Origin of the sequence: Paenibacillus sp. AN1007, assembly GCF_040702995.1 — a bacterium.
In the GTDB taxonomy this organism is placed as follows: Bacteria; Bacillota; Bacilli; order Paenibacillales; family Paenibacillaceae; genus Paenibacillus.
The window spans coordinates 6,243,643-6,263,476 of record NZ_CP159992.1 but is presented as its reverse complement, the minus strand read 5'-3'; the positions used below and the strand labels follow the sequence as shown (position 1 = coordinate 6,263,476).

The 19,834-nt window shown below is 48.9% G+C and carries 21 protein-coding genes; 11 read left to right on the top strand and 10 right to left on the bottom strand.

The genetic code is table 11. The features are described 5' to 3' along the window. Positions 1-276: 276 nt before the first annotated feature. From ABXS70_RS28085 to ABXS70_RS28075, 3 genes are all read left to right on the top strand, one after another. On the top strand, positions 277-489 hold the full coding sequence (locus ABXS70_RS28085) for a helix-turn-helix transcriptional regulator (protein WP_342553245.1): 213 nt from the start codon (positions 277-279) through the stop codon (positions 487-489). After that, on the top strand, positions 479-793 hold the full coding sequence (locus tag ABXS70_RS28080; protein WP_342553246.1) for a hypothetical protein: 315 nt from the start codon (positions 479-481) through the stop codon (positions 791-793). The genes ABXS70_RS28085 and ABXS70_RS28080 overlap by 11 nt, the downstream gene beginning before the upstream one ends. 181 nt (positions 794-974) lie before the next feature. Continuing rightward, the gene (locus ABXS70_RS28075) at positions 975-1,475 is read left to right on the top strand and encodes an antibiotic biosynthesis monooxygenase (RefSeq protein WP_342553247.1); all 501 of its coding nucleotides are present in this window, start codon (positions 975-977) and stop codon (positions 1,473-1,475) included. A gap of 745 nt (positions 1,476-2,220) precedes the next feature. Here ABXS70_RS28075 and ABXS70_RS28070 read toward each other — a convergent pair. The 4 genes from ABXS70_RS28070 to ABXS70_RS28055 all read right to left on the bottom strand — a co-directional run bounded on the left by ABXS70_RS28070 (position 2,221) and on the right by ABXS70_RS28055 (position 5,834). Then, complete coding sequence (locus tag ABXS70_RS28070) at positions 2,221-2,892, bottom strand: GNAT family N-acetyltransferase (RefSeq protein WP_366292636.1); 672 nt, start codon at positions 2,890-2,892, stop codon at positions 2,221-2,223. 197 nt (positions 2,893-3,089) lie between these two features. After that, the gene (locus ABXS70_RS28065; RefSeq protein ID WP_366292633.1) at positions 3,090-3,773 is read right to left on the bottom strand and encodes a GNAT family N-acetyltransferase; all 684 of its coding nucleotides are present in this window, start codon (positions 3,771-3,773) and stop codon (positions 3,090-3,092) included. A 120-nt stretch (positions 3,774-3,893) separates the two neighbouring features. Continuing rightward, the gene (locus ABXS70_RS28060; RefSeq protein WP_342553250.1) at positions 3,894-4,751 is read right to left on the bottom strand and encodes a carbon-nitrogen hydrolase family protein; all 858 of its coding nucleotides are present in this window, start codon (positions 4,749-4,751) and stop codon (positions 3,894-3,896) included. Between the two features lie 195 nt (positions 4,752-4,946). Beyond that, positions 4,947-5,834 (bottom strand): LysR family transcriptional regulator, encoded by an 888-nt coding sequence (locus ABXS70_RS28055; RefSeq protein ID WP_342553251.1) that lies wholly within the window; start codon positions 5,832-5,834, stop codon positions 4,947-4,949. 212 nt (positions 5,835-6,046) lie between these two features. Here ABXS70_RS28055 and ABXS70_RS28050 point away from each other — a divergent pair, with 212 nt between their 5' ends. From ABXS70_RS28050 to ABXS70_RS28030, 5 genes are all read left to right on the top strand, one after another. Next, on the top strand, positions 6,047-6,418 hold the full coding sequence (locus ABXS70_RS28050; RefSeq protein ID WP_366292628.1) for a CidA/LrgA family holin-like protein: 372 nt from the start codon (positions 6,047-6,049) through the stop codon (positions 6,416-6,418). Next, the gene (locus ABXS70_RS28045) at positions 6,415-7,095 is read left to right on the top strand and encodes a CidB/LrgB family autolysis modulator (RefSeq protein ID WP_342553253.1); all 681 of its coding nucleotides are present in this window, start codon (positions 6,415-6,417) and stop codon (positions 7,093-7,095) included. Before ABXS70_RS28050 ends, ABXS70_RS28045 begins: the two co-directional genes overlap by 4 nt. Positions 7,096-7,199: 104 nt before the next feature. Further along, entirely contained in the window at positions 7,200-7,709 is a 510-nt protein-coding gene (locus ABXS70_RS28040; RefSeq protein WP_366292624.1) for an AbrB/MazE/SpoVT family DNA-binding domain-containing protein, read from the top strand. A 124-nt stretch (positions 7,710-7,833) separates the two neighbouring features. Beyond that, a complete protein-coding gene (locus ABXS70_RS28035) occupies positions 7,834-8,538 on the top strand; it encodes a Crp/Fnr family transcriptional regulator (RefSeq protein WP_342553255.1) in 705 nt (234 codons plus the stop codon). A gap of 84 nt (positions 8,539-8,622) precedes the next feature. Continuing rightward, positions 8,623-9,459, top strand: a complete 837-nt coding sequence (locus ABXS70_RS28030) for a DNA alkylation repair protein (RefSeq protein WP_342553256.1) — start codon at positions 8,623-8,625, stop codon at positions 9,457-9,459. Between the two features lie 74 nt (positions 9,460-9,533). Here the strand turns inward: ABXS70_RS28030 and ABXS70_RS28025 are convergent, their stop codons facing one another. Next, positions 9,534-9,911 carry a DoxX family protein gene (locus tag ABXS70_RS28025; protein WP_342553257.1) on the bottom strand — a complete coding sequence of 126 codons (378 nt, stop codon included), beginning with the start codon at positions 9,909-9,911 and terminating at the stop codon, positions 9,534-9,536. 466 nt (positions 9,912-10,377) lie between these two features. Here ABXS70_RS28025 and ABXS70_RS28020 point away from each other — a divergent pair, with 466 nt between their 5' ends. Continuing rightward, positions 10,378-10,665: a helix-turn-helix domain-containing protein gene (locus tag ABXS70_RS28020; RefSeq protein WP_342556468.1), complete on the top strand. Its 288-nt coding sequence runs from the start codon at positions 10,378-10,380 to the stop codon at positions 10,663-10,665. A 181-nt stretch (positions 10,666-10,846) separates the two neighbouring features. Here the strand turns inward: ABXS70_RS28020 and ABXS70_RS28015 are convergent, their stop codons facing one another. From ABXS70_RS28015 to ABXS70_RS27995, 5 genes are all read right to left on the bottom strand, one after another. Further along, complete coding sequence (locus tag ABXS70_RS28015; RefSeq protein WP_366292619.1) at positions 10,847-11,830, bottom strand: Gfo/Idh/MocA family oxidoreductase; 984 nt, start codon at positions 11,828-11,830, stop codon at positions 10,847-10,849. Between the two features lie 69 nt (positions 11,831-11,899). Next, positions 11,900-13,558 carry an FAD-dependent oxidoreductase gene (locus ABXS70_RS28010; protein WP_366292616.1) on the bottom strand — a complete coding sequence of 553 codons (1,659 nt, stop codon included), beginning with the start codon at positions 13,556-13,558 and terminating at the stop codon, positions 11,900-11,902. Positions 13,559-13,966: 408 nt separating this feature from the next. Then, positions 13,967-15,451, bottom strand: a complete 1,485-nt coding sequence (gene glpK, locus ABXS70_RS28005) for a glycerol kinase GlpK (protein WP_342553260.1) — start codon at positions 15,449-15,451, stop codon at positions 13,967-13,969. A 21-nt stretch (positions 15,452-15,472) separates the two neighbouring features. Then, complete coding sequence (locus ABXS70_RS28000) at positions 15,473-16,042, bottom strand: glycerol-3-phosphate responsive antiterminator (RefSeq protein ID WP_342553261.1); 570 nt, start codon at positions 16,040-16,042, stop codon at positions 15,473-15,475. Positions 16,043-16,346: 304 nt separating this feature from the next. Continuing rightward, positions 16,347-17,114 (bottom strand): GTP cyclohydrolase II, encoded by a 768-nt coding sequence (locus tag ABXS70_RS27995; RefSeq protein WP_342553262.1) that lies wholly within the window; start codon positions 17,112-17,114, stop codon positions 16,347-16,349. 393 nt (positions 17,115-17,507) lie between these two features. On the opposite strand from ABXS70_RS27995, the gene ABXS70_RS27990 reads away from it, so the two are divergent. Together ABXS70_RS27990 and ABXS70_RS27985 are read left to right on the top strand one after the other, a co-directional pair. After that, positions 17,508-18,791: an extracellular solute-binding protein gene (locus tag ABXS70_RS27990; protein ID WP_366292611.1), complete on the top strand. Its 1,284-nt coding sequence runs from the start codon at positions 17,508-17,510 to the stop codon at positions 18,789-18,791. A gap of 109 nt (positions 18,792-18,900) precedes the next feature. Continuing rightward, positions 18,901-19,830 carry a sugar ABC transporter permease gene (locus ABXS70_RS27985; protein ID WP_342556469.1) on the top strand — a complete coding sequence of 310 codons (930 nt, stop codon included), beginning with the start codon at positions 18,901-18,903 and terminating at the stop codon, positions 19,828-19,830. Positions 19,831-19,834 lie beyond the last annotated feature (4 nt).

The following is a 19,834-nucleotide window of genomic DNA, read 5'->3' as shown; positions in this document are numbered from 1 at the left end:
TTCCTACTTTATAAAGAGAAATGAGACTCATTTTTTACAACCAATTCCCAAAATAAAGAACATGAGTTCCTATATTTTAGCATTGATAGGAACGCGGAAAATGAAATATAATCCATTTTTTACATCAAATGATCATGTGATTTTTTCCTTTTTTAGAGTGTATATGAAAATATAATATGGGTATAAATGGAAACAAAATAAGCATCATTGACTTTCTCTCTCCACACATGTAAAGTAAACTTTACGTAAAGCATGCTTTACTTTAAGGAGGATACATTGCAAAATCTAATTCGAGACAAACGTATACATATGAACATCACACAAGAAGAACTGTCTCAAAGGCTCAAGGTTTCCAGACAAACCATCATATCGTTGGAATCTGGAAAGTATAAACCTTCACTTGTGCTTGCTCACAAGCTCGCCCAACTATTCGACTGTAGGATTGAAGATTTATTTATTTTTGAAGGAGATGAGAATATTGAATCCTGAGCTGCTGAATCGCTTGACTGGCATTGGCGGAATTATCGTTGGACTGCTGCTCGCAGTTGTTATTATGTTCCTTGCAAGAGGAATAAGCAGGAGACAGCATGGGTTGGATGAGCGTTATTTGTACTGCCTGACCAAAGCAAAAGCCTTCTCGTGGAATGCAACAACTGTCAGTCTTGCTCTGGCATGGATTATCGCAGTGATGCTGGATGGGATTTCACTTTCATTTTTCATGATTACTGCTCTGTTTGTCATTCACTGTTTGTCTTCTCTGGCAGCAAACTTCTACTACTCCGCTCGAAATTAGTCCCCTATAGGCAAAATGTGAACCTGTTGGACTCGCCCCTTGCCGTATGCTATGTTAGAAATATCTGTTGAGAATTAAATCCAGCGGCTGGAGGACTAAATCAGCTCTACAACAAGATAGATCGTACTTCATAGTGATGCAGATAAGATATTAACCTACTATAAAAGGAGGCCGAAATCCTATGTACATTTATTTGGTTCCATCTCCCTTACCGGATGCACTTGCGGCTTATCCGCATCTGAGATTGAGAGGTGCAGAAGATCAGGTGCTTCTCGCTATTGAAACTACGGATCGGCTGCTGCATATCGAGTCGGATGAGCAGGTGGCTGCTTACGAGGCTTTTGACGAAGCCGGATCATGGACTGGCGGCGGATTTGCTGTGCTGAACAACATTCCTGTGACTGAAGATGGACGGAATGATTTTGAGGAACGTTTTACAAACCGCGCCCGCAAAGTAGAAGACGAACCCGGGTTTATCGGTATTCGTGTACTCCGTCCACTTAAAGGCGACACCTATGTCGTGCTTACGCTCTGGCAATCGGAAGAACATTTCAAGGGCTGGCAGCAGTCCCAAGCCTACAATCATGCCCACCGCAACCGCAGCACAAGTGAAGGTTTGACCGCGCAGAAACCAACCATGTTCCCTAGGCCTTCCTTTGTGACAACGTATACGATTGAGTAAATTTGATTGGATTTATTTGAGATGAGCCTGAGCATAACTGATTTAAGCCGAGCTGATTTGAGTCTTAGTAGGTCTCATGCATTGGTTAGTGAGTTTAACTGGTAACAGACGATTTCGTGTACGATACAGCTGCCTCTACCTGCAATAGGGAGAGGTTTTTTTGTTATCTTCTTAGATTGATATTGGATAATTTGAATATTAACCCTAGGTAGGCTACCGAGTTAAACAGCTGCAGGATTTATGAAGGACAGAAACATGCAGTAGCGAGGTTACGGGATGCGGAGTTACAGGGTTCGGGGTTACAGAGTTACGGGGTACGGAGGTACAGAGTTACGGGGTACGGAGGTACAGGGTACGGAGTTACGGGGCGTGGTGCTGTCGTATAAGCCTGGGATCATGGTTCACCATCCTGGTATTGTAATTCTAAGGATTCCAGGAGACCTTATTCAGGCCACTTCTGTCCTTTTGGAAATCTAACGATCTCAGGGGACGCTATTTGAGCCAAATTCACACTTTTCTTTTGAAATAGGCTCTTTTCGCTGAAATAAGGTCTCTCCGAATCGTTAGGACTTGAAAGTGACTTCGAACGCCTAAATAAGGCTTTCTGAGATCGTTAGCGCCCCCGCTATCACCACCCCATTCGTGGAGCGGGAGCATCAGCCATAACTCCAATACTCGAATCAAGAATTTCCCAGCAGCATAATCCTTCTACAGCTGCTCTGGTGCTGCAAGCTGCTGCCTTCTTTTACAACGGACGCAATGCCACGGTTTCACGGACATTCAATTGCTCTACCATGGCGAGCCACTCTTGTGGTTTGTTTGGCAGCACAGCATAGTACCGATTCAGGAAATCGGCCACCAGACTGGCAGGCAGCTCCGTCACCGATTCTTCCCCAGGCATAAAGCAAAGATCAAGTCCGCCTACAGCTTCGCCGTCTCCCTGCCAAGATGGATGCACATATGGGAAGTCGAGACGCTGATACCCCAGATGTGACAGCACTTCGCGGCGCACGTACGGGTCCATTGGTTTGATGCCGCCAAATGCATGGTCCTGACTCAGATATGGATTATAGATTTCGGCAAACATGCCGAACAATTCTTTACCATTCGCAGCTGCAAGCTGCTCCAGATCACGTTTGCGTTGATTTGCCAGAAAGGCACCGATTCCCAAACCTTCACGACCAATAATGGTAAAATCGGTCATTGCCACATTCCAGTCCTCATAGTAGCGATACTCCGTTGCACCGACAACTTGACCTTCATGCACAGCCACAAATACCCGGATGCCCGGATCTTCCAGCGGTTCAGCCCATAACGGGAAGTCCAGTACTTCCTCTGGTGGGAAAATCTCCTGCAACAGCTTGTGCATTTGAGCGAACAGTGGGTCCTGAATGGATGTGATACGTGTAAATTCCATAGATAAAAAACCTCCCTATATTAGGTGTATATTCGGTGCTGTAAACGGAACACCAAGAGCCGCAGCAGAAACTTCAATACCCGAAATTACTGCATGTGTCTGCCATACCTGTTACAAAGCAGACTGCCATGTACCGGGTGCTGCGTGCTGTAGAATACATAAGATCAAGCCAGAAGACGTGCAGATCAAAAACAGGATCATCTTCTGAATGGATTACGCCACTCCATCAGAGCCGCATAGTTACAGGATTCCTCGTCATCCAGATAATCTGCCGCTACACCGACAGGCATACGTCCACACCGAAGCAGGAAGGAAATGACCGGGTCATGTCTCTCCCCGGCCGCAACCTGATCCAGATACTGCAGTGCTGACAGCTGCTCGCAAACAAGATGATAACCCGGCATCCGTCCTGCCCCCAGCAGACGATCCACCCCTTGTGCTATCACAAGATGGTACATAGCCTGCATCATGAGCTGAGCCAGCCCCCACTTCCGATATTTCGGGCGAATACAGAGATCAACAATGTACAGCGTGTTACCCTCCGGCTGGTGGTTGCGGATATATCCGTCATCTGTGACCTCCGCCCATGTATGACTGGATGGATGCGCAGGGTCCCACTGCATTCGCAGTGAAGTCATAGATCCAGCCAGTTCCCCATCCACCTCGATGCAGATTGCTCCTTCAGGATAATGCTGCACATGGCTGCTGAGCTGCTCTTGGTTCCAGAGCAGTTCTTCCGGGTATGGCGGAGGGAAGCTCTCCGCTTGAATGCGAATCAATTCTTCAAAGTCAGGGGCCGCATAATTGCGTATGACCGCTCTAGCTCTACCTTTCTCTCCGCATGTATTAGGCACAGTGATCAGCATTTCTTTAACGTACATCCCGCTCATCCCTCCTTCCCAAGATCAAATGACGAAACACAAAATATGAAACGGCTGCCCTGCACAATCTCCCGTACATAAAGCGCCGCGGCGAAAAACAGAACAAAGCCTTTCTTCGCTTTACTCCCAGTCTGTGTACAGATCCGTACGCCGGTCACGCCAGGTTGTTACGGAGCCGCGTTCACGCACCTCATAGAGCAAGTCCAGATCAAGGTCGGCTGTGACGATCATATCGTTGTTAATTTCACCTTCCGCCAAAATGCCGCGTGGGGGGAATGGCACATCATTCGGCGTAATAATCGCCGCTTGTCCATAATTGGCACGCATGAAATCCACTGTCGGCAGATGCCCCACCGTTCCGGTTAATACAACATAAACCTGATTTTCCACTGCGCGGGCATGGCTTGTATACCGTACCCGATAAAAACCGTGGCGATCATCCGTGCAGGACGGACAGAAAATGACATCGGCTCCTTTGGCTTTAGCCATACGCACGATCTCTGGGAATTCAATATCGTAACAGGTCAGCATTGCAATGCGTCCTTTATCCGTATCAAACACTTCGAGCCCGTCACCTGCTGCCATATTCCACTCCGTCACTTCGGTCGGGGTAATATGAATCTTCGCCTGACGTGCAATCCGCCCATCCGGGTAGAACATATGCGCCGTGTTATACAGCTTGCCTTCCTTGCGAATGACATGAGTGCCTCCGATCAGATGCATGTTGTATTTGGCAGCAAGAGAGATAAACAGCTGCTCATACTGCTCCGTGAAGTCAGGCAGATCTTCAATCGTCAATGCATTTCCCTGTGCGTCTCCAATGGACATCAACTGAGTTGTAAAAAATTCTGGGAACAGCACAAATTCCGTTCCAAATTCGTCAGCTGTCCGTATGTAATGTTCAGCCTGAGCGGCAAATTGTTCAAAAGTTTGAATCGTTTGCAGTTGGTACTGTACAGCGGATACCCGCAGTTTCATATGTCCCACACCTCCATCAGTATTGTGTCTCCATTGTAACAATGATCCCGTGATATATCTATGATGCTGAGGCAGTGTAACGTCATCTGATCAAGCCATATTTAGCTGTTTCGGTAGGGACAGCAATGTCCCCATCCTGCAATCCACTACTCATTACAGATAGGCTCGATTATTGATATTAAACGTGACTTCATTTCATCTATTCCCCAGCATCGACTGGGTAAATGCAATCCACTCCCGGGTAGCAAAAGAAAGATATCGATCCTTTCGCCAGATCATGCCCAGCTGCCATGGAATGACAGGTTCGACGACCGGAATAATTCGCACACGCATGTGATCCACCTCACGGCAGATCGTCTCTGGCAGCAGGGCAACCCCCAGATTCGCGGCAACCATCGCACTCAGCAGATCCCACTGTGAGCTCTCATAGACAACTCGCGGCTGGAAACCGGCCTGCTGGCAGGCCGCAATAATGCGGTCATGGAGTGCAAAGTCCTCCCGAAACAGGACAAAAGCATCCTGCTCCAGTTCATGCATTGCAACCGATTCTTTTCCGGCAAGCGGATGGGAAGGATGCACCAGCAGGTTCAGCTTTTCCTGGACAAACACAAAATGATCCAGCAGCTCATCCACAGTCGGCAGGACTGCCACACCAATATCCAAGGCACCACTGATCACATCGGCCTCAACTTTTTTCGCCCCGTCCTCGAACAGTTGAATACTCACTTGAGGATAAGCTTTGTGGAACTCACCGATAATCATCGGAAAAAAGCTCGATCCCACCATCGGTGGCAAGCCGATGCGCAGATGCCCCTTCTTCAGATTCATCAGATCGTCCAGCTCGGACGAAAGACTGCGGAACGATTTTTCAATCTCCAGCGCCTGCCGAAAAAAAACATGCCCTGCGTCCGTCAACTTCACCTGTTTACCGTACCGATCCAGTAAGATTACGCCTAACTCATCTTCCAAGCTTTTGACGGTTTTACTGATCGTAGGCTGGGTGATGTACAGCACCTCGGCAGCCTTGGTGAAGCTCTGCTGCCGCGCGACTTCAAGGAAATACTGCAGATGACGTATATCCATTATGTGGTCCCTCCTCCTTTCTTATCGCTATCCTCATCAACTATATCTTCTCTCCATAGACAAATGGAATAGAAAACATTCTTAATATGCATTTTACTCATGAAAGAATGCGTTGTAAAATTTGTGATACGAAGCAGCATTTCCATTCTTTTTTCAAAAATATTGCATTCAAATACATCAAATAAATGCGCATATACAAGGAGGGATTTTACGTGAAAAAATGGGGCATCGGCGCAGCGCAGGTTGCGCTGTTAATGATTTTTTCACTACTCATGGACCTGCTGGCCCGTACTCTCCACCTGCCTGTACCCGGCTCGATTCTAGGAATGGCAGTCTTGTTCATCCTGCTGCAGACCGGTGTTGTGAAGCTGCGCTGGATTGAGGTCGGAGCAGCCTGGCTGCTTGGTGAGCTGCTGCTATTTTTTATCCCGTCGGCCGTTGGCATCATGAACTACATGCCTATGCTGGAACATGACGGACTGCAAATTGTATTTATCGTGCTGCTGAGCACGTTTCTGGTTATGGCCTGCACCGGCCTGGTTGCTGCACGTATTGCCAAACGAAAGGAGCGTCACACCGGATGATTGGATTTTTATGTTTGCTGTTAACGGTCGGAATCTATTGGGTTGCCAAACGGATGTATCGCAGCCTGCCTAAAGTGTATCTGTCACCTCTGCTTATTACACCACTGCTCGTTGTAGGCATACTGCTGATGACGGGGACGGATTATGCCGCGTACAGCAGCGGAGGCAAATGGCTCAGTTTGCTCCTTCAGCCTGCTACAGTAGCTTTTGCAGTACCCCTCTATACCTTTTTTCATGTGCTCAAAAAACACATTTCCGAGATCGTGGTCAGTGTGATGGCCGGCTCGGTCGTTGCCGTACTCTCCTCGGCTATGCTGGCGAAGTGGCTGCGTTTGGACTCCGGTTTGATTCACAGTCTGATCCCGCGCTCCATCACAACACCGATTGCCATGAATGTGTCGGCTTCCATCGGAGGAATCCCGGCTGTCACAGCCGTATTTGTGATCATGACAGGGTTGCTTGGAGCGATTATGGGGCCTTCTATCGTCAAAATGCTTCGTATTGATGGTGAAATTGCACGAGGTGCACTGCTCGGAACCGGTGCTCACGGGACGGGTACTTCGAAAGCCTTCGAACTAAGTTCGCTCACAGGTACCATTTCCAGTATCTCCATGGTTTTGGCTGCACTCTTCACATTGGCCGTTGCTCCCGCGCTTTCTAAACTTATTTTCCCATAATAGTTGGAATAATCCCTTTTTTTTGAAATATTATTGTTGTATTAAAGCCCTTTCTTCCTTACAATAAGGACAGGTTTTAATGTTAATATTGCGGGGGAGATGCGATGAAAAGAACCGGAATGAAGAGATCTCTGGACCGTCTCGGACGAATTGTCCTTCCCAAAGAAATGCGGGATACAATGGAAATCCATATCGGCGATCCGCTTGAATTTTTCATTGAAGGGAAAGAGTTGATTTTAAGAAAGTACAAATCAACATTGTGTATTTTTTGCGGTGACGTGGATACGGAAATGTATTTCAAAGAGCAATTCATCTGCCGGACTTGTGCGATTCAACTAAAACACCCAGATGACACTCCCAACTGGTTCATCCCTGAGAACAAACAGGCTTCTGCACCAACAGAGCGCCCTGTTGCGAAACCCGCGGCTTCTTCATGGAATGAAGGAGACATTGCGGCAAGCCAGGACTACCCCGACCTGCGGCCGAAGACGGCACGCATGCTGCAGCAAATGAAAGAAATTATTGAACAGCATCCAGGCCTTGCTCAACAGCAAATTGCAGAGAAACTTGGCATCAGCCAAGGACGTGTCTCTCAATTAAAAAAGCTGCTGTAATTAGAATGGCATATGATCATAAATAGACAGCACCTTTCAATACAGAGGTACGCTGCCAAGGAACCCGCTGTTTTATTGGGTTCTTCTTTTTTTTGTACACAATATGGGTAAGGAGAAGATCATTATGGATAAAATTCTGTATCTGTCTCAATTCGACCTCATGTCCTCCTTATCAGAGTCAGACCTCGTTGAGATGGACAGCATGACCTCCATCACTTCGTTCCCTGCACATACAGCCATTCAGACACCCGATACATTTAAGGAAGGTTTCTATTTTGTGAAACGGGGCAGAGTACGCTTGTACACGTTGAACCCTGAAGGAAAGCAGTTTACCTTGGATATTCTGAGCGAGGGTAACGTTTTTGGAGAGATGAACGGTCTTTCTCTTGGCACACGTGATTTATATATTGAGACGATGGACATATGCGATATCTGCCTCATGGATCGCGGCCGATTTGAGCAGTTTCTAATCGATCATCCGGCATTCATGATGAGAATGATGAACGTGCTGAGTGAACGAATTAAACGAATGAGCGAGCTGACGCAGACACTTGCACTGGGGAATTTACATGACAAAATCATGCATAATCTGTGTCGGTTGGCCGAGCAGGTGGGTTGGACGGAAAAGGATGGATACTGCCTTATCCAGTGTACGATTACACATCAGGAAATTGCCTGGATGGCTGGTGCCTCCAGAGAATCGGTCACAGCAGCTATGAAAGAACTCTCGCAAACAGGACGAATTCGTACCGCATTCAAATCAGCTGCCCTTCATCCTGTTGAGATCAAGTCCTTTCGTAAACTGGCTCCTTCGCTACAAAATCCGTAACTTGTAAGCTGCCTTACATCCAAGCACGCCTGTCCCATTGTATGGTATGCCTAATGAGTACAGACAAGTTAAGGAGGCCAAACCATGGAGGCAAATTCGGACTTCATCATTTCTGAAGATATTCTTTCTCGCAAAGGTGCGCGTAAAGCGGCCGAAATTCCAGAACACATCCGCCACCTGCTGCAAAGCGGGACGATTGAATCCGTGAATCTGACGGAATGGCTTGCTGTGGATCATCTTGTTCTTTTGGAGCAGATCACCCATGAACTTGATATACCGATCTCCAGCCAGGGTATCGCCTCAAGGCTGGAACCGAAGGATCAACAGCGTATTATGAAGGTCATCCCCGCAATTGGCATACAGTGGCTGGAGTATATGAAGAGCATACCCGTACAGGAAAAAGCAGACCTCTTCACATTCTTGGCAAAACACCGTTCAGACAGTATTCGCTGCTGGGCAGCTTATATCATCGGACTAAATCCCGAACTACAGGTGACAGAAAAGCTGGAACAGATCCGTCCGTTTGCAGCGGATGCTCACTTTGGCGTGAGAGAGATCGCGTGGATGGCGGTACGGGACTCCATTCGTGCAGATTTATCTGCAGCGCTCCAGTGGTTAACACCCTGGAGTACCGATCCCGATCCGATGATTCGGCGCTTTGCCATCGAATCGACTCGACCTCGCGGGGTGTGGGCAAAACACATCCAGCCACTAAAGGAAGATCCGGCAATCGCTCTCCCCCTGCTGTCTGCCGTAAAATCAGATGCTCACCCCTATGTGCAGGATTCCGTGAGTAACTGGCTGAACGATGCAGGTAAAACGAACCCGGATTGGGTGCGTGAAGTATGTGCTCTTTGGCTCGAGCAATCGGACACCAAACATACACAGCGAATTGTGAAGCGCGGTCAACGAAGTATGTAATGATGTCGAGGATGTACGTGCAGCCAGGCATGAGATAAACCTGCCACAGCCTGGCTGAAGGTTGTTTGCATTTGTCAGGCCTGCACCATGTCCATACTACCTTCCTCTTCTTCCAGTTTGTTCAGACTGACCAGCAGGACAACGATATTAGCCACCAGCAATACAGCCGGGAACGGCACAGCTGCATACTGCGCATAGATTAGATGACTGCCTACTGCCCCAATCATAATAAACGTCAGTATACCCGAAGCCAGAATACGCGTAAGCGGGATGAGAAGCCCGACTGCACTCAGCAGTTCCAGCCCGCCGATCAGATACATCGTCCATGTTGGGTAGGAGAAACTATCGAATGTTTCCATCATCATCTCTGTTCCTGTAACTTTACTAACCCCCGTCATTACAAATACACCCGCCAACACCACCAGAAAAACATATCCCAGCACTTTCTTCATGCCCTTCATCTCCTAATCATCAAATGTTATTTACAAAAGTATTTCCTGATCCAGCTGACTGTTCATGAAGTTCAGTAAATAGAATCATTTATTTATGTAGAACTTATCTATATCAATGTCCCTGCAGGACGATTTTTCAGCTTCTTAGCCAGCTGCTCATTTGAGAAATCATATGTATGTGTATAATACGCATTATTATTCACAAACTTACTTTTATGAAGCGAGTATATAATAATAAGATAATTTCTTCAAGTAATTTTTCTTGAAATGATGTATAATACATACAAAAGGTATGTTACAGTGTATTTTGTAGTAACCACCCTGCATGAACGTTTTATATTTTTTAGAACGGCAGCGTTTTGTCCTTTAATATAGCGTTATCCTGCACTTTTGCCATGAATCGAGGTGAAACACGTTGAAGCTGAGAAAAGTCAAATCTCCAAGTCCCTGTTTGATTACACAGGCGATGGATATTATCGGGAAAAAGTGGGTGCTGCTGATTATGTATCAGCTGCTGTCCGGACCGAAACGGTTCACGGAACTGGAGGCCGAGATGGCCATCAGCGGACGGCTGCTGTCGGAGCGTCTGAAAGAGATGGAGACGGAGGGCATCGTAACCCGGCATATGTATCCCGAAATACCTCCCCGTGTAGAATATGAGCTTACTCCTAAGGGCAGAGCCATTGAACCTGTCATCAATCAAATCTACAGCTGGTCCTCGGACTGGTTACAACAACAGCAGCAGGTGAAATAAACAGCTCGAGAGCTGCATCGTTGCAAGAGCAGGAAAACAACTTAAGATCAACCGTACTGCTGCTGATCCCAAGCGAACATGCATTGCTGCGGTTGTGAAACATAACAAATACGCCTGCACCGGACCACGGAGAGAATGGTTCCGGTGCAGGCGTATTTAAGTTTCAGGTGGAGTTGAATTTTCAATCGAGCTTCACAGGCATACCCGAATCCACCGATGCCTGTGCGGCGGTTGTGATCTCCTGTGTCCGGCAGGCATCTGCGTAATCGGACATAATACGGGAGCGGTCACCCGTGCGAAGCGCATGAATAAATGCTTCATTCTCACGTTCATATGGATTATGCCCCGCGGACACCTCCAGCCCGGCCATCGGATGTGAAGCCGCGCTCGGCAGCAGCAGACGCTCTGGCGTCCAGTCCCATACACCTGCGTCTGTATAGAATTGCAGTCCGGCTCCGCCCTCACCGTCAGGCAGTAAACATGTATTGGAAATACTTGCTATTGCGCCACTTTTAAGCTTCAGTGTCACGCTTGCCACATCTGCCACCGTCACGTCCTCATGCTTCTCATGCATGCTTCGCTGTGCTGCAGCAGCATAGACCTCTGTCACCTCGCCTGCACAGAAACGAAGCAAATCCACAATATGAGTCGTTTGTTCCACAAACTGACCTCCGGAGCCTTCCTGACGGCGCCACCAGCTGACTCCAGGCATACCTCCCATCCAGCGTCCCAGAGCCATGCCTACCCGCTGCTCCTGCATCGCTTGTTTCATGAGCTGTGCAGCCTCTTGATAACGGAAATGATATCCAATGGAAGTTAACAATGAAGACTGCTGTACCTGCTCCAGTATGCGGCTCGGTATGTCCATTCCAGTACTCAGCGGTTTTTCCACCAGAAAAGGGATGCCTCGCTTGATCAGCTCTGTCTCAATAGACCCGTGGGACATAGGAGGCACGCAGATGTATACGGCATCCAACTTTTCCCCATCCAGCATATGTTCAAGCTGATCGTAACCGGCAGCATCATACACGGAGGCCATCGCCTCTGCCTTTTCCATTGTTGTTCCACATACACCCGAGACACGGACACCTTCCATACGTGTAAGAATATCTGCGTGCACTTTACTGAACCAACCTGTTCCTATAATTCCGATCTGTAATGTCATGGATGTAATCCCCTCTCTGTTACGCGCTTACATGTTCCATTCGACCCAGATCCGCTAAATCCTGCCGCACTAGTTCCTTCCGGATGCTTCCAGCAGCAGCTGATCCAGTTCCTTCGCATAAGCTGCGGTCTGCTGCTCTGACCAGCCAAGCCGATCTGCCATATACGTGCTGACTGCAGATTTATAACGGCGAACCTCATCGATACGGAAAAATAAATCTCCCGTTCTGCGTACCCAGAAGTCGGCTGGTGTAACCGCCATCTCTTCCTCCATCGCATAACGCAGCATCAGCAACAGCTCCTGCGGCATGCCGTGAAGCTCGGCCTTGGTACGAGGATCAGGCATGCGTTCATACAGCGCATCTGCATTGGAGCCATACGTACGAGCAATTCGCTCCGCCGCGGTTCGATCCAGACCAAGCGCAACGCCGTCCTTGATCTTCCGTTCAGTATATGACACGTATCCGGCCGAACCGCCCACATCTCCTCCAGAGATCGGCATCTGTTTGGTCACACACGGTCCGGAAGTGTACCCAAATTCCTGCTGCAGCTGACGTGCAGCCAGATCAACTACCATCTCGGCCATTTTGCGATATCCCGTAAGTTTACCTCCGGCAATCGTAATCAGACCGGAATCGGATACCCAAACTTCATCCTTGCGTGAAATCTCGGATGGACCTTTGCCCTCCTCATGGATCAGCGGACGGACGCCTGCCCAACCGGACTCCACATCATCCCGGCCAATGTGAACATCCGGGAACATAAAGTTGATCGCATCGATGACGTAATCTCGGTCAGCCTCTGTAATCTGGGGATGCGCCGGGTCATCACGGTACACCGTATCGGTTGTACCCACATACGCTTTGCCATCCCGCGGTACGGCAAATACCATGCGTCCATCCGGTGTATCAAAATAAACCGCCTGCCGCAGTGGAAAACGTGCGCTGTCAAATACCAGATGGATACCTTTGGTCATCTGCAGCGTTTTGCCTTGGCGTGAGCCATCCACTTCACGAAGGGTATCCACCCAGGGGCCTGAAGCATTGATTACTTTTTTAGCTCGAAGCGTGCAGTCGTTTCCGCTCAACTGATCCACGGCATGGATTCCCGTAATGACGCCATCCTCCTTCAGGAAGGAGGTTGCCCTCACATAGTTAATGGCTTCCGCTCCTCGTTTGACCGCTTCCTTCATGACTTCGATGGTTAGTCTGGCATCATCTGTCCGATACTCCACATACCGTCCGCCGCCCAGCAGCCCCTGTGTCCGCAGCAGAGGTTCACTTGCCGATGTATTGCTGGCATTCAGCATCTGCCGCCGTTCGCTGCGCTTCACACCAGCAAGTCGGTCGTACACCATCAAACCGATCGATGTACTGAATCGGCCAAACGTGCCGTCCGTGTAAATCGGAAGCAGCATCGGTTCAGGTGTTGTCACATGCGGACCATTCTCATAAACAACCGCCCGCTCCCGTCCAACCTCAGCTACCATCTTCACTTCAAACTGCTTCAAGTAACGCAGCCCGCCATGAACCAGTTTTGTGGATCGACTGGATGTACCTGCCGCAAAATCCTGCATTTCGACGAGTGCTGTTTTTAATCCGCGGGATACAGCATCCAGTGCGATTCCCGCACCCGTGATACCGCCGCCAATAATCAATACGTCAAAATGTGCATTCGCCATTCGTTCCATCGTTTCATTTCGCTGTGCTGCCGAGAACGCTGCTGCCATGACAATACCCTCCATTTTTTACCTATTTTCTCTCTAAAAAACAACAAAAAAAGGACCACGTCATTCGTTCAGCAATTGCTGAACGCACGTGGTCCCTCCCGATCTCCAGACATCATTTTTTAACTTGTAACCTAATCCTATCACAGATTTTCTGCGGCGTGAAGGCCTGAATTCACACATTATTCAAAAAAATTCTTAATTTTTTTTTTGGCACAAGGATGGAATTCCAAAGTGACCCACTAACTTTTTAATTTTCCTTATTGTGGGCAGTCGGTTTAACAGTCCAAGGAATATAATCCCTGTAAATTATGAATGATTTTCCACCAGTAATTATCATTTATAACATATGTTTAACGAAAAAGTACAAATGACCATGTGCTGAAACAGTGAAGATTCTGGTTACTCGATTTAAAAGGCCATCGCTGCCTTAATCGCACGCTGCCAGCCAGAATACAACTGCTCCCGCTCCTGTTCAGCCATCACAGATTCAAAGACTCGTTCGGTATGATCATGCTGATTCAATTCGTCTACACCTGACCAGAATCCGACGGCTAATCCTGCCAGATAGGCTGCTCCGAGGGCCGTCGTTTCATTAACCGATGGGCGCTCCACGGGTATGCCCAGCATGTCACTCTGGAACTGCATCAGAAAATCGTTCGCTGCAGCGCCGCCATCTACACGCAGCGTATCTACGGGATATCCTGAGTCGGTTACCATCGCCTCCAGGACATCCTTGGTCTGGTAAGCCAGTGCTTCTAGCGTGGCCCGAATGAAATGTTCCTTGGTTGTACCTCGGGTCAAGCCAAATACTGCTCCCTTCACATCACTGTCCCAATATGGACTGCCGAGTCCCACAAAGGCGGGCACCATATAAACTCCCTCCGTCGAGGGCACCCGCTTCGCATAATCCTCACTGTCTTTGGACGAGCGGAGCATGCGCAGGCCGTCTCGCAGCCACTGTACCGCAGACCCTGCCACAAAAATACTGCCTTCCAGCGCATATTGAACTTTCCCATCCACCCCCCAGGCAATCGTTGTAATCAGCCCATGGTCCGAGTGTACCGGTTTCTCACCAGTGTTCATAAGCATGAAACATCCGGTACCATATGTATTTTTCATACTGCCCTGAGTGTAACATCGTTGACCAAACAGAGCAGCCTGCTGATCCCCTGCCGCTCCGGCAATGGGGACACGGTGACCAAAGAAGTGATAATCCGTCGTATGTGCATAAATTTCCGATGACCCCCGCACTTCGGGCAGCATCGCCTTAGGGATATCCAGAATATCCAGCAGCTCATCATCCCACTGCAGTTCATAGATGTTATACATCAATGTGCGCGAAGCGTTGGATACATCTGTGACATGTGTGCCGCCACTGAGTTTCCAGATCAACCAGCTGTCGATGGTGCCAAACAGCAGCTCCCCTTTCTCCGCCCGTTCACGGGCACCAGGGACATGATCCAGAATCCATTTTACTTTCGTGCCCGAAAAATATGGATCGATCAGCAAACCTGTTTTCTGATGAAACAGGTCGTCCAGCCCCTGCGTTTTCAACGCCTCACAGATGGATGCCGTCTGTCTCGACTGCCACACCACCGCGTTATAGATCGGTCTGCCGGTTTGTTTATCCCATACCACCGCAGTTTCACGTTGATTCGTGATGCCGATACCCGCAATCTGTGCGGGTTTGATGCCGCTCTCCGCCAAACATGAGGCCATCACAGCCAGAATAGAACTCCAGATTTCATTGGCATTCTGCTCAACCCAGCCCGGCTTGGGAAAGTACTGCGGGAACTCCTGCTGTGCAGTATGTACAATCTCTCCACTGTGGTTAAAAAGAATAGCCCGGGAGCTTGTTGTGCCCTGATCCAGAGCCAAAATGAATTTTTCCATATGGATGCCTCCTGCGTAGGGTTATGTTGTAAGCGATTTCTTGAAATGTTTAATCAAATCATCATTCGACGTCGTCACTGCCGCCGCTCCTACCCCAAGTGCAAGCTCCACTTCTTCGGGTGTGCGAATCAGTCCACCTGCAATGATTGGAATGCCCGTGCGTTCCGATACCTCCGCAATAATATGCGGAATGACGCCCGGCAATACCTCGATGTAGTCAGGCTGTGTTTTGGCCAGCAGCAGGTAACTCTTTTCAAGCGCGTGTGTGTCCAGCAGAAACACCCGCTGAATTGCTGTGATGCCTTTTTGTTTTGCTTTCTGGATCACGCTGGCCCGTGTGGAAATCAGTCCTGCCGGACGGATATGCTGACACAGATACTCTGCGGCAAACTCATCATTTTTCAGACCCTGTACCAAATCGGCATGCAGCAGAATCTTTTTCCCATACCGCCTCGCCTGCTCCATCATGCTCTGCAGCTGTGCAATATGCGTCTCCAGCATGACCCCGTATGTATAAGGGCCTTCGATTATCGCTTCAAACTGCTTCATGCTCTTCGCAGCTGGCAAAATACGCTGTGCCTCAAATACCACTATCGTTCCTCCTGCACTCTTCAGATGACTATATTGTATAATTCGTCACACATCAACGGCAAGTTATTTGGCAGCAAATCAGGTGACTCGGGCGAATCGGGTGGAAGAGGCTGAATTGAGCGAACCCTGCTCACTTTAAATAAAAAAGACTGCTACTGCACTTTTCATTCAAAGTACGGTAACAGCCGGTCTATACTGCGTACTGCGCAGGATCACAACACCACTACGCACTGCTCTTTATCACTGCATCCTGCGAAAGCCTGCGAACCCTAGATCAAGACTGTGAGCGCTTGTGAACCCTACTTCAAGCCTGAGCGTGTGGGATTCGTGCCTCATCCTGTACCCAGCCATCACCTGCTGCCAAATGACCGGAACGATTCACTTTCGTCTGCAAATACTTCTCGTTATAAGCCGAACGGTCTCCCCACAGCGGAACACGTCCGCCCACATTGAGCCCTGCTTCCTGCAGCGCTGCCAGCTTGCGCGGATTGTTTGTAATCAGTGTAACCGGAGCCGAGCGAAGTGCACGCAGTACAGCAATGGCATCGTCATAATTACGCGCATCATCCGTGAACCCAAGCTGCAGGTTCGCATCCACCGTATCCAGGCCTTCTTCCTGCAAAATGTAAGCCATTGCTTTGCTGAACAGGCCAATGCCTCGTCCTTCGTGATTTGCAAGATAGAACAATGCACCTGCGCCGTGAGCTGCGATCATCTTCATGGACTGTTCCAGTTGGAAGCCGCAGTCACAGCGTTTGCTGCCAAAAATATCACCCGTGTGGCAGATGCTGTGCATACGAATAAGAGCCTCCTGCGCCTCGGCAAAATCACCATACACCAGCACGCTGGATTGCTGGCGTTCTGCCAGTTCAGCATCTGCTAGAGACGCGATCAGCTCCCCGCTGTCCATCGCTTTGTCCGTCTTCAGCCAGCTGTACCACTGGAATGTTCTGGTTTCGCCATCCAGATTGACCGGCAGCTTAATCGGGCCTACCAGGTGTATGAATTCTTTTCCACTCGGAAAAGTCTGGATTTTGGGGGCAAGCAGTTGAATAATATGTGAATTGATCATCGTTCGTTCCTCCTGTTAAGCCATCTTATTGTCATCACTTGTCATAATATAATGCATTCGCATCCGCTTCGATTTTGGATCACTTGTTCAAGCAATACAGCAACCATTAACACAGATATACGGCAAAATATTACGTATCTATATAATCCTCACTATAATTAGTTACTTAATGTAAGTTAGTTTAGAATAAAAAATATATTGTGTCAAGTAACTTTTATTTTTAAAGTAACTACTAAATTTATGTTACGCAATGGACACATTCCTTGTGTTTCATTCGAGGAATATTGGGTATGAGTTTAGAAACTGCTCATACACTATTGGTGTAGTCCATGAAGCCCACCCGCAGTCCTTGATACTTCTTGCCTCAAACTTAATGATGAGGGGGTTATGCACATGATCCGCCGGAAAAGAACCTGCTGGACAGCCATGATCATGGCCTGTGTCCTGCTTATCAGCGGATGCTCCGTCTGGCCGGGACAGGATGATGCAGCATCCAGCAAAAAGGTAGCGCTCACACTCTGGTATTGGAACCGATCGATCGATGACAAACTCATTGCCAGGGCCAAGGAGAAGTTCCCGAATATTGAATTGACTGCCCAGAAGATTGGCGGTGATTTCAAAGCGAAGCTCAAAACCACCCTTGCTGCACGTTCAGGCGAACCTGATATTGTGGCGCTCAACGATTGGATCATGGAATTGTTCCCGAGCGAGGATCGCTTCTATAACCTGTACGATCTGGGCGCAGGAGAGGTCGAGGATCAGTATCTGCCGTGGAAATGGAAGCAGGGCGTGACGCCAAACGGACAGATGATCGGATTCCCGATGGACACGGGTCCGACAGCTCTTTTCTATCGTGCAGACCTCTTCAAAGAGGCTGGCCTGCCATCCGAACCTGAAGAAGTTGCACGCCAGATCGATAACTGGGATGCTTATGCTGCTGCCGGAGAGAAAATCAAGGAGAAATTCGATGGAAAGGTCTTTCTGACCGACAATATTGGAAGCGTTTACAGTCAAGTGTTGTCCCAAGCATCAGAACGATACTTCCGCCCGGATGGGTCATTTATCGGCATGGATTCTCCTGCTGTACGCACAAGCTGGGATACAGCGGTTGCTTTTAAGCAAAAAGGGCTGCTCGCTAACGCTGACGGCTGGACACCCGCCTGGAATGCAGCAATGAATAACGGGGAGATCGCCTCCTTCGTCGGAGCAGTCTGGATGAAGCAGGTTCTTCAGGAGGCCGCACCGGACACTTCAGGCCAATGGCGTGTTACCCGCGCTCCCGGAGGAGACGGCAATAACGGCGGCTCCTTTCTCTCTATTCTGAAATCGAGCAAGCATCCGAAGGAAGCTTTCGAATTGATTCGCTGGCTGCAAAGTCCCGAGAACCAACTGGAGCAGTACCAGACACTCAACCTGTTCCCGTCAGCTCCAGGTGTGTTTGATAAACCCGCTCTGAAGGAGAAGGAAACTTTCTTCGGCGGGCAGGCGACAGGGACGGTATTTGCCGAATCGGCACAGCATGTGCCGGATGCTTTTTTTGGCGAACGATATCCCTCGGTCCACAACATCATCACGCGGCGGCTGAACGATATAGCCAAACAGAATGCCGATCCGCAGCAGGTCTGGTCGGATACGGTACACCGCGTCGAGCGGGAAGCTGCGAGCGTTAAGGCTTGAATTTGATTCCAACGGTTATCACTTCTATTGGTCAGCTTCACTGGCTATCGTCTGATGTGGCTTCGTTATCCGTAAAGGAGGGATTCATATGGCTGTCACCGAAACTCGCATGTCGCCTGATTCCGGACCGTTCCATCCCGATCTGGATCGGCAAAAATCGCTCTGGGCCCGCATATGGGAGCATCGTGCACTCTATGCTGCCATCTCGCCTTTTTACATTCTGTTTGCCGTGTTCGGACTGTTCCCGATCGCCTTCTCGCTCTATCTGGCCTTCCACAAATGGGATGGCATCGGTGTCATGACCTATAACGGTTTGAACAATTTCAAATACATGCTTACAGATGCTGAATTCTGGCAGGCAGTCGGTAACACGTTTATGATCTGGATCTATTCGACGATTCCGATGCTCTTCTTTGCACTCATTATTGCGTTCCTGCTGCATGCTCCCTTCGTCAAGTTCCGCACCCTGTTCCGGGTTGGTTACTTTCTGCCTAACGTTACGTCCATTGTGGCCGTAGCGATCATCTTCGGTGCACTTTTTGCAAACAATTACGGCTTCCTTAACTATTTGCTGCAGTCGATCGGTCTTCCGGTGGTCGAATGGCTGAATGCACCATGGGGCATCAAAGTGGCCATTTCCTCCATGGTTGTGTGGCGATGGACGGGATATAACGCCATTATCTATCTGGCTGGACTTCAGAGCATCCCGCAGACACTGTACGAAGCAGCCAAAATCGATGGTGCATCTGCTGTCCAGTCCTTCTTCCGCATTACGATTCCGATGCTGCGTCCAGTCATTCTGTTCACAGTGATTACATCTACGATTGGCGGCATGCAGCTGTTCACCGAACCTCAGGTACTGGTGGGGAATGATGGTGGATCGGGAGCGGCAGGTATGACGATTGTGCTGTATCTGTACCGCGAGTCCTTCATTAACAATTATTTCGGATACGGCGCTGCCGTTGGCTGGGGCATGTTCCTGATCATCGCGCTGTTCTCCATCGTGAACTGGAAGCTTGTTCAAGGCAAATCATCCTGATGTG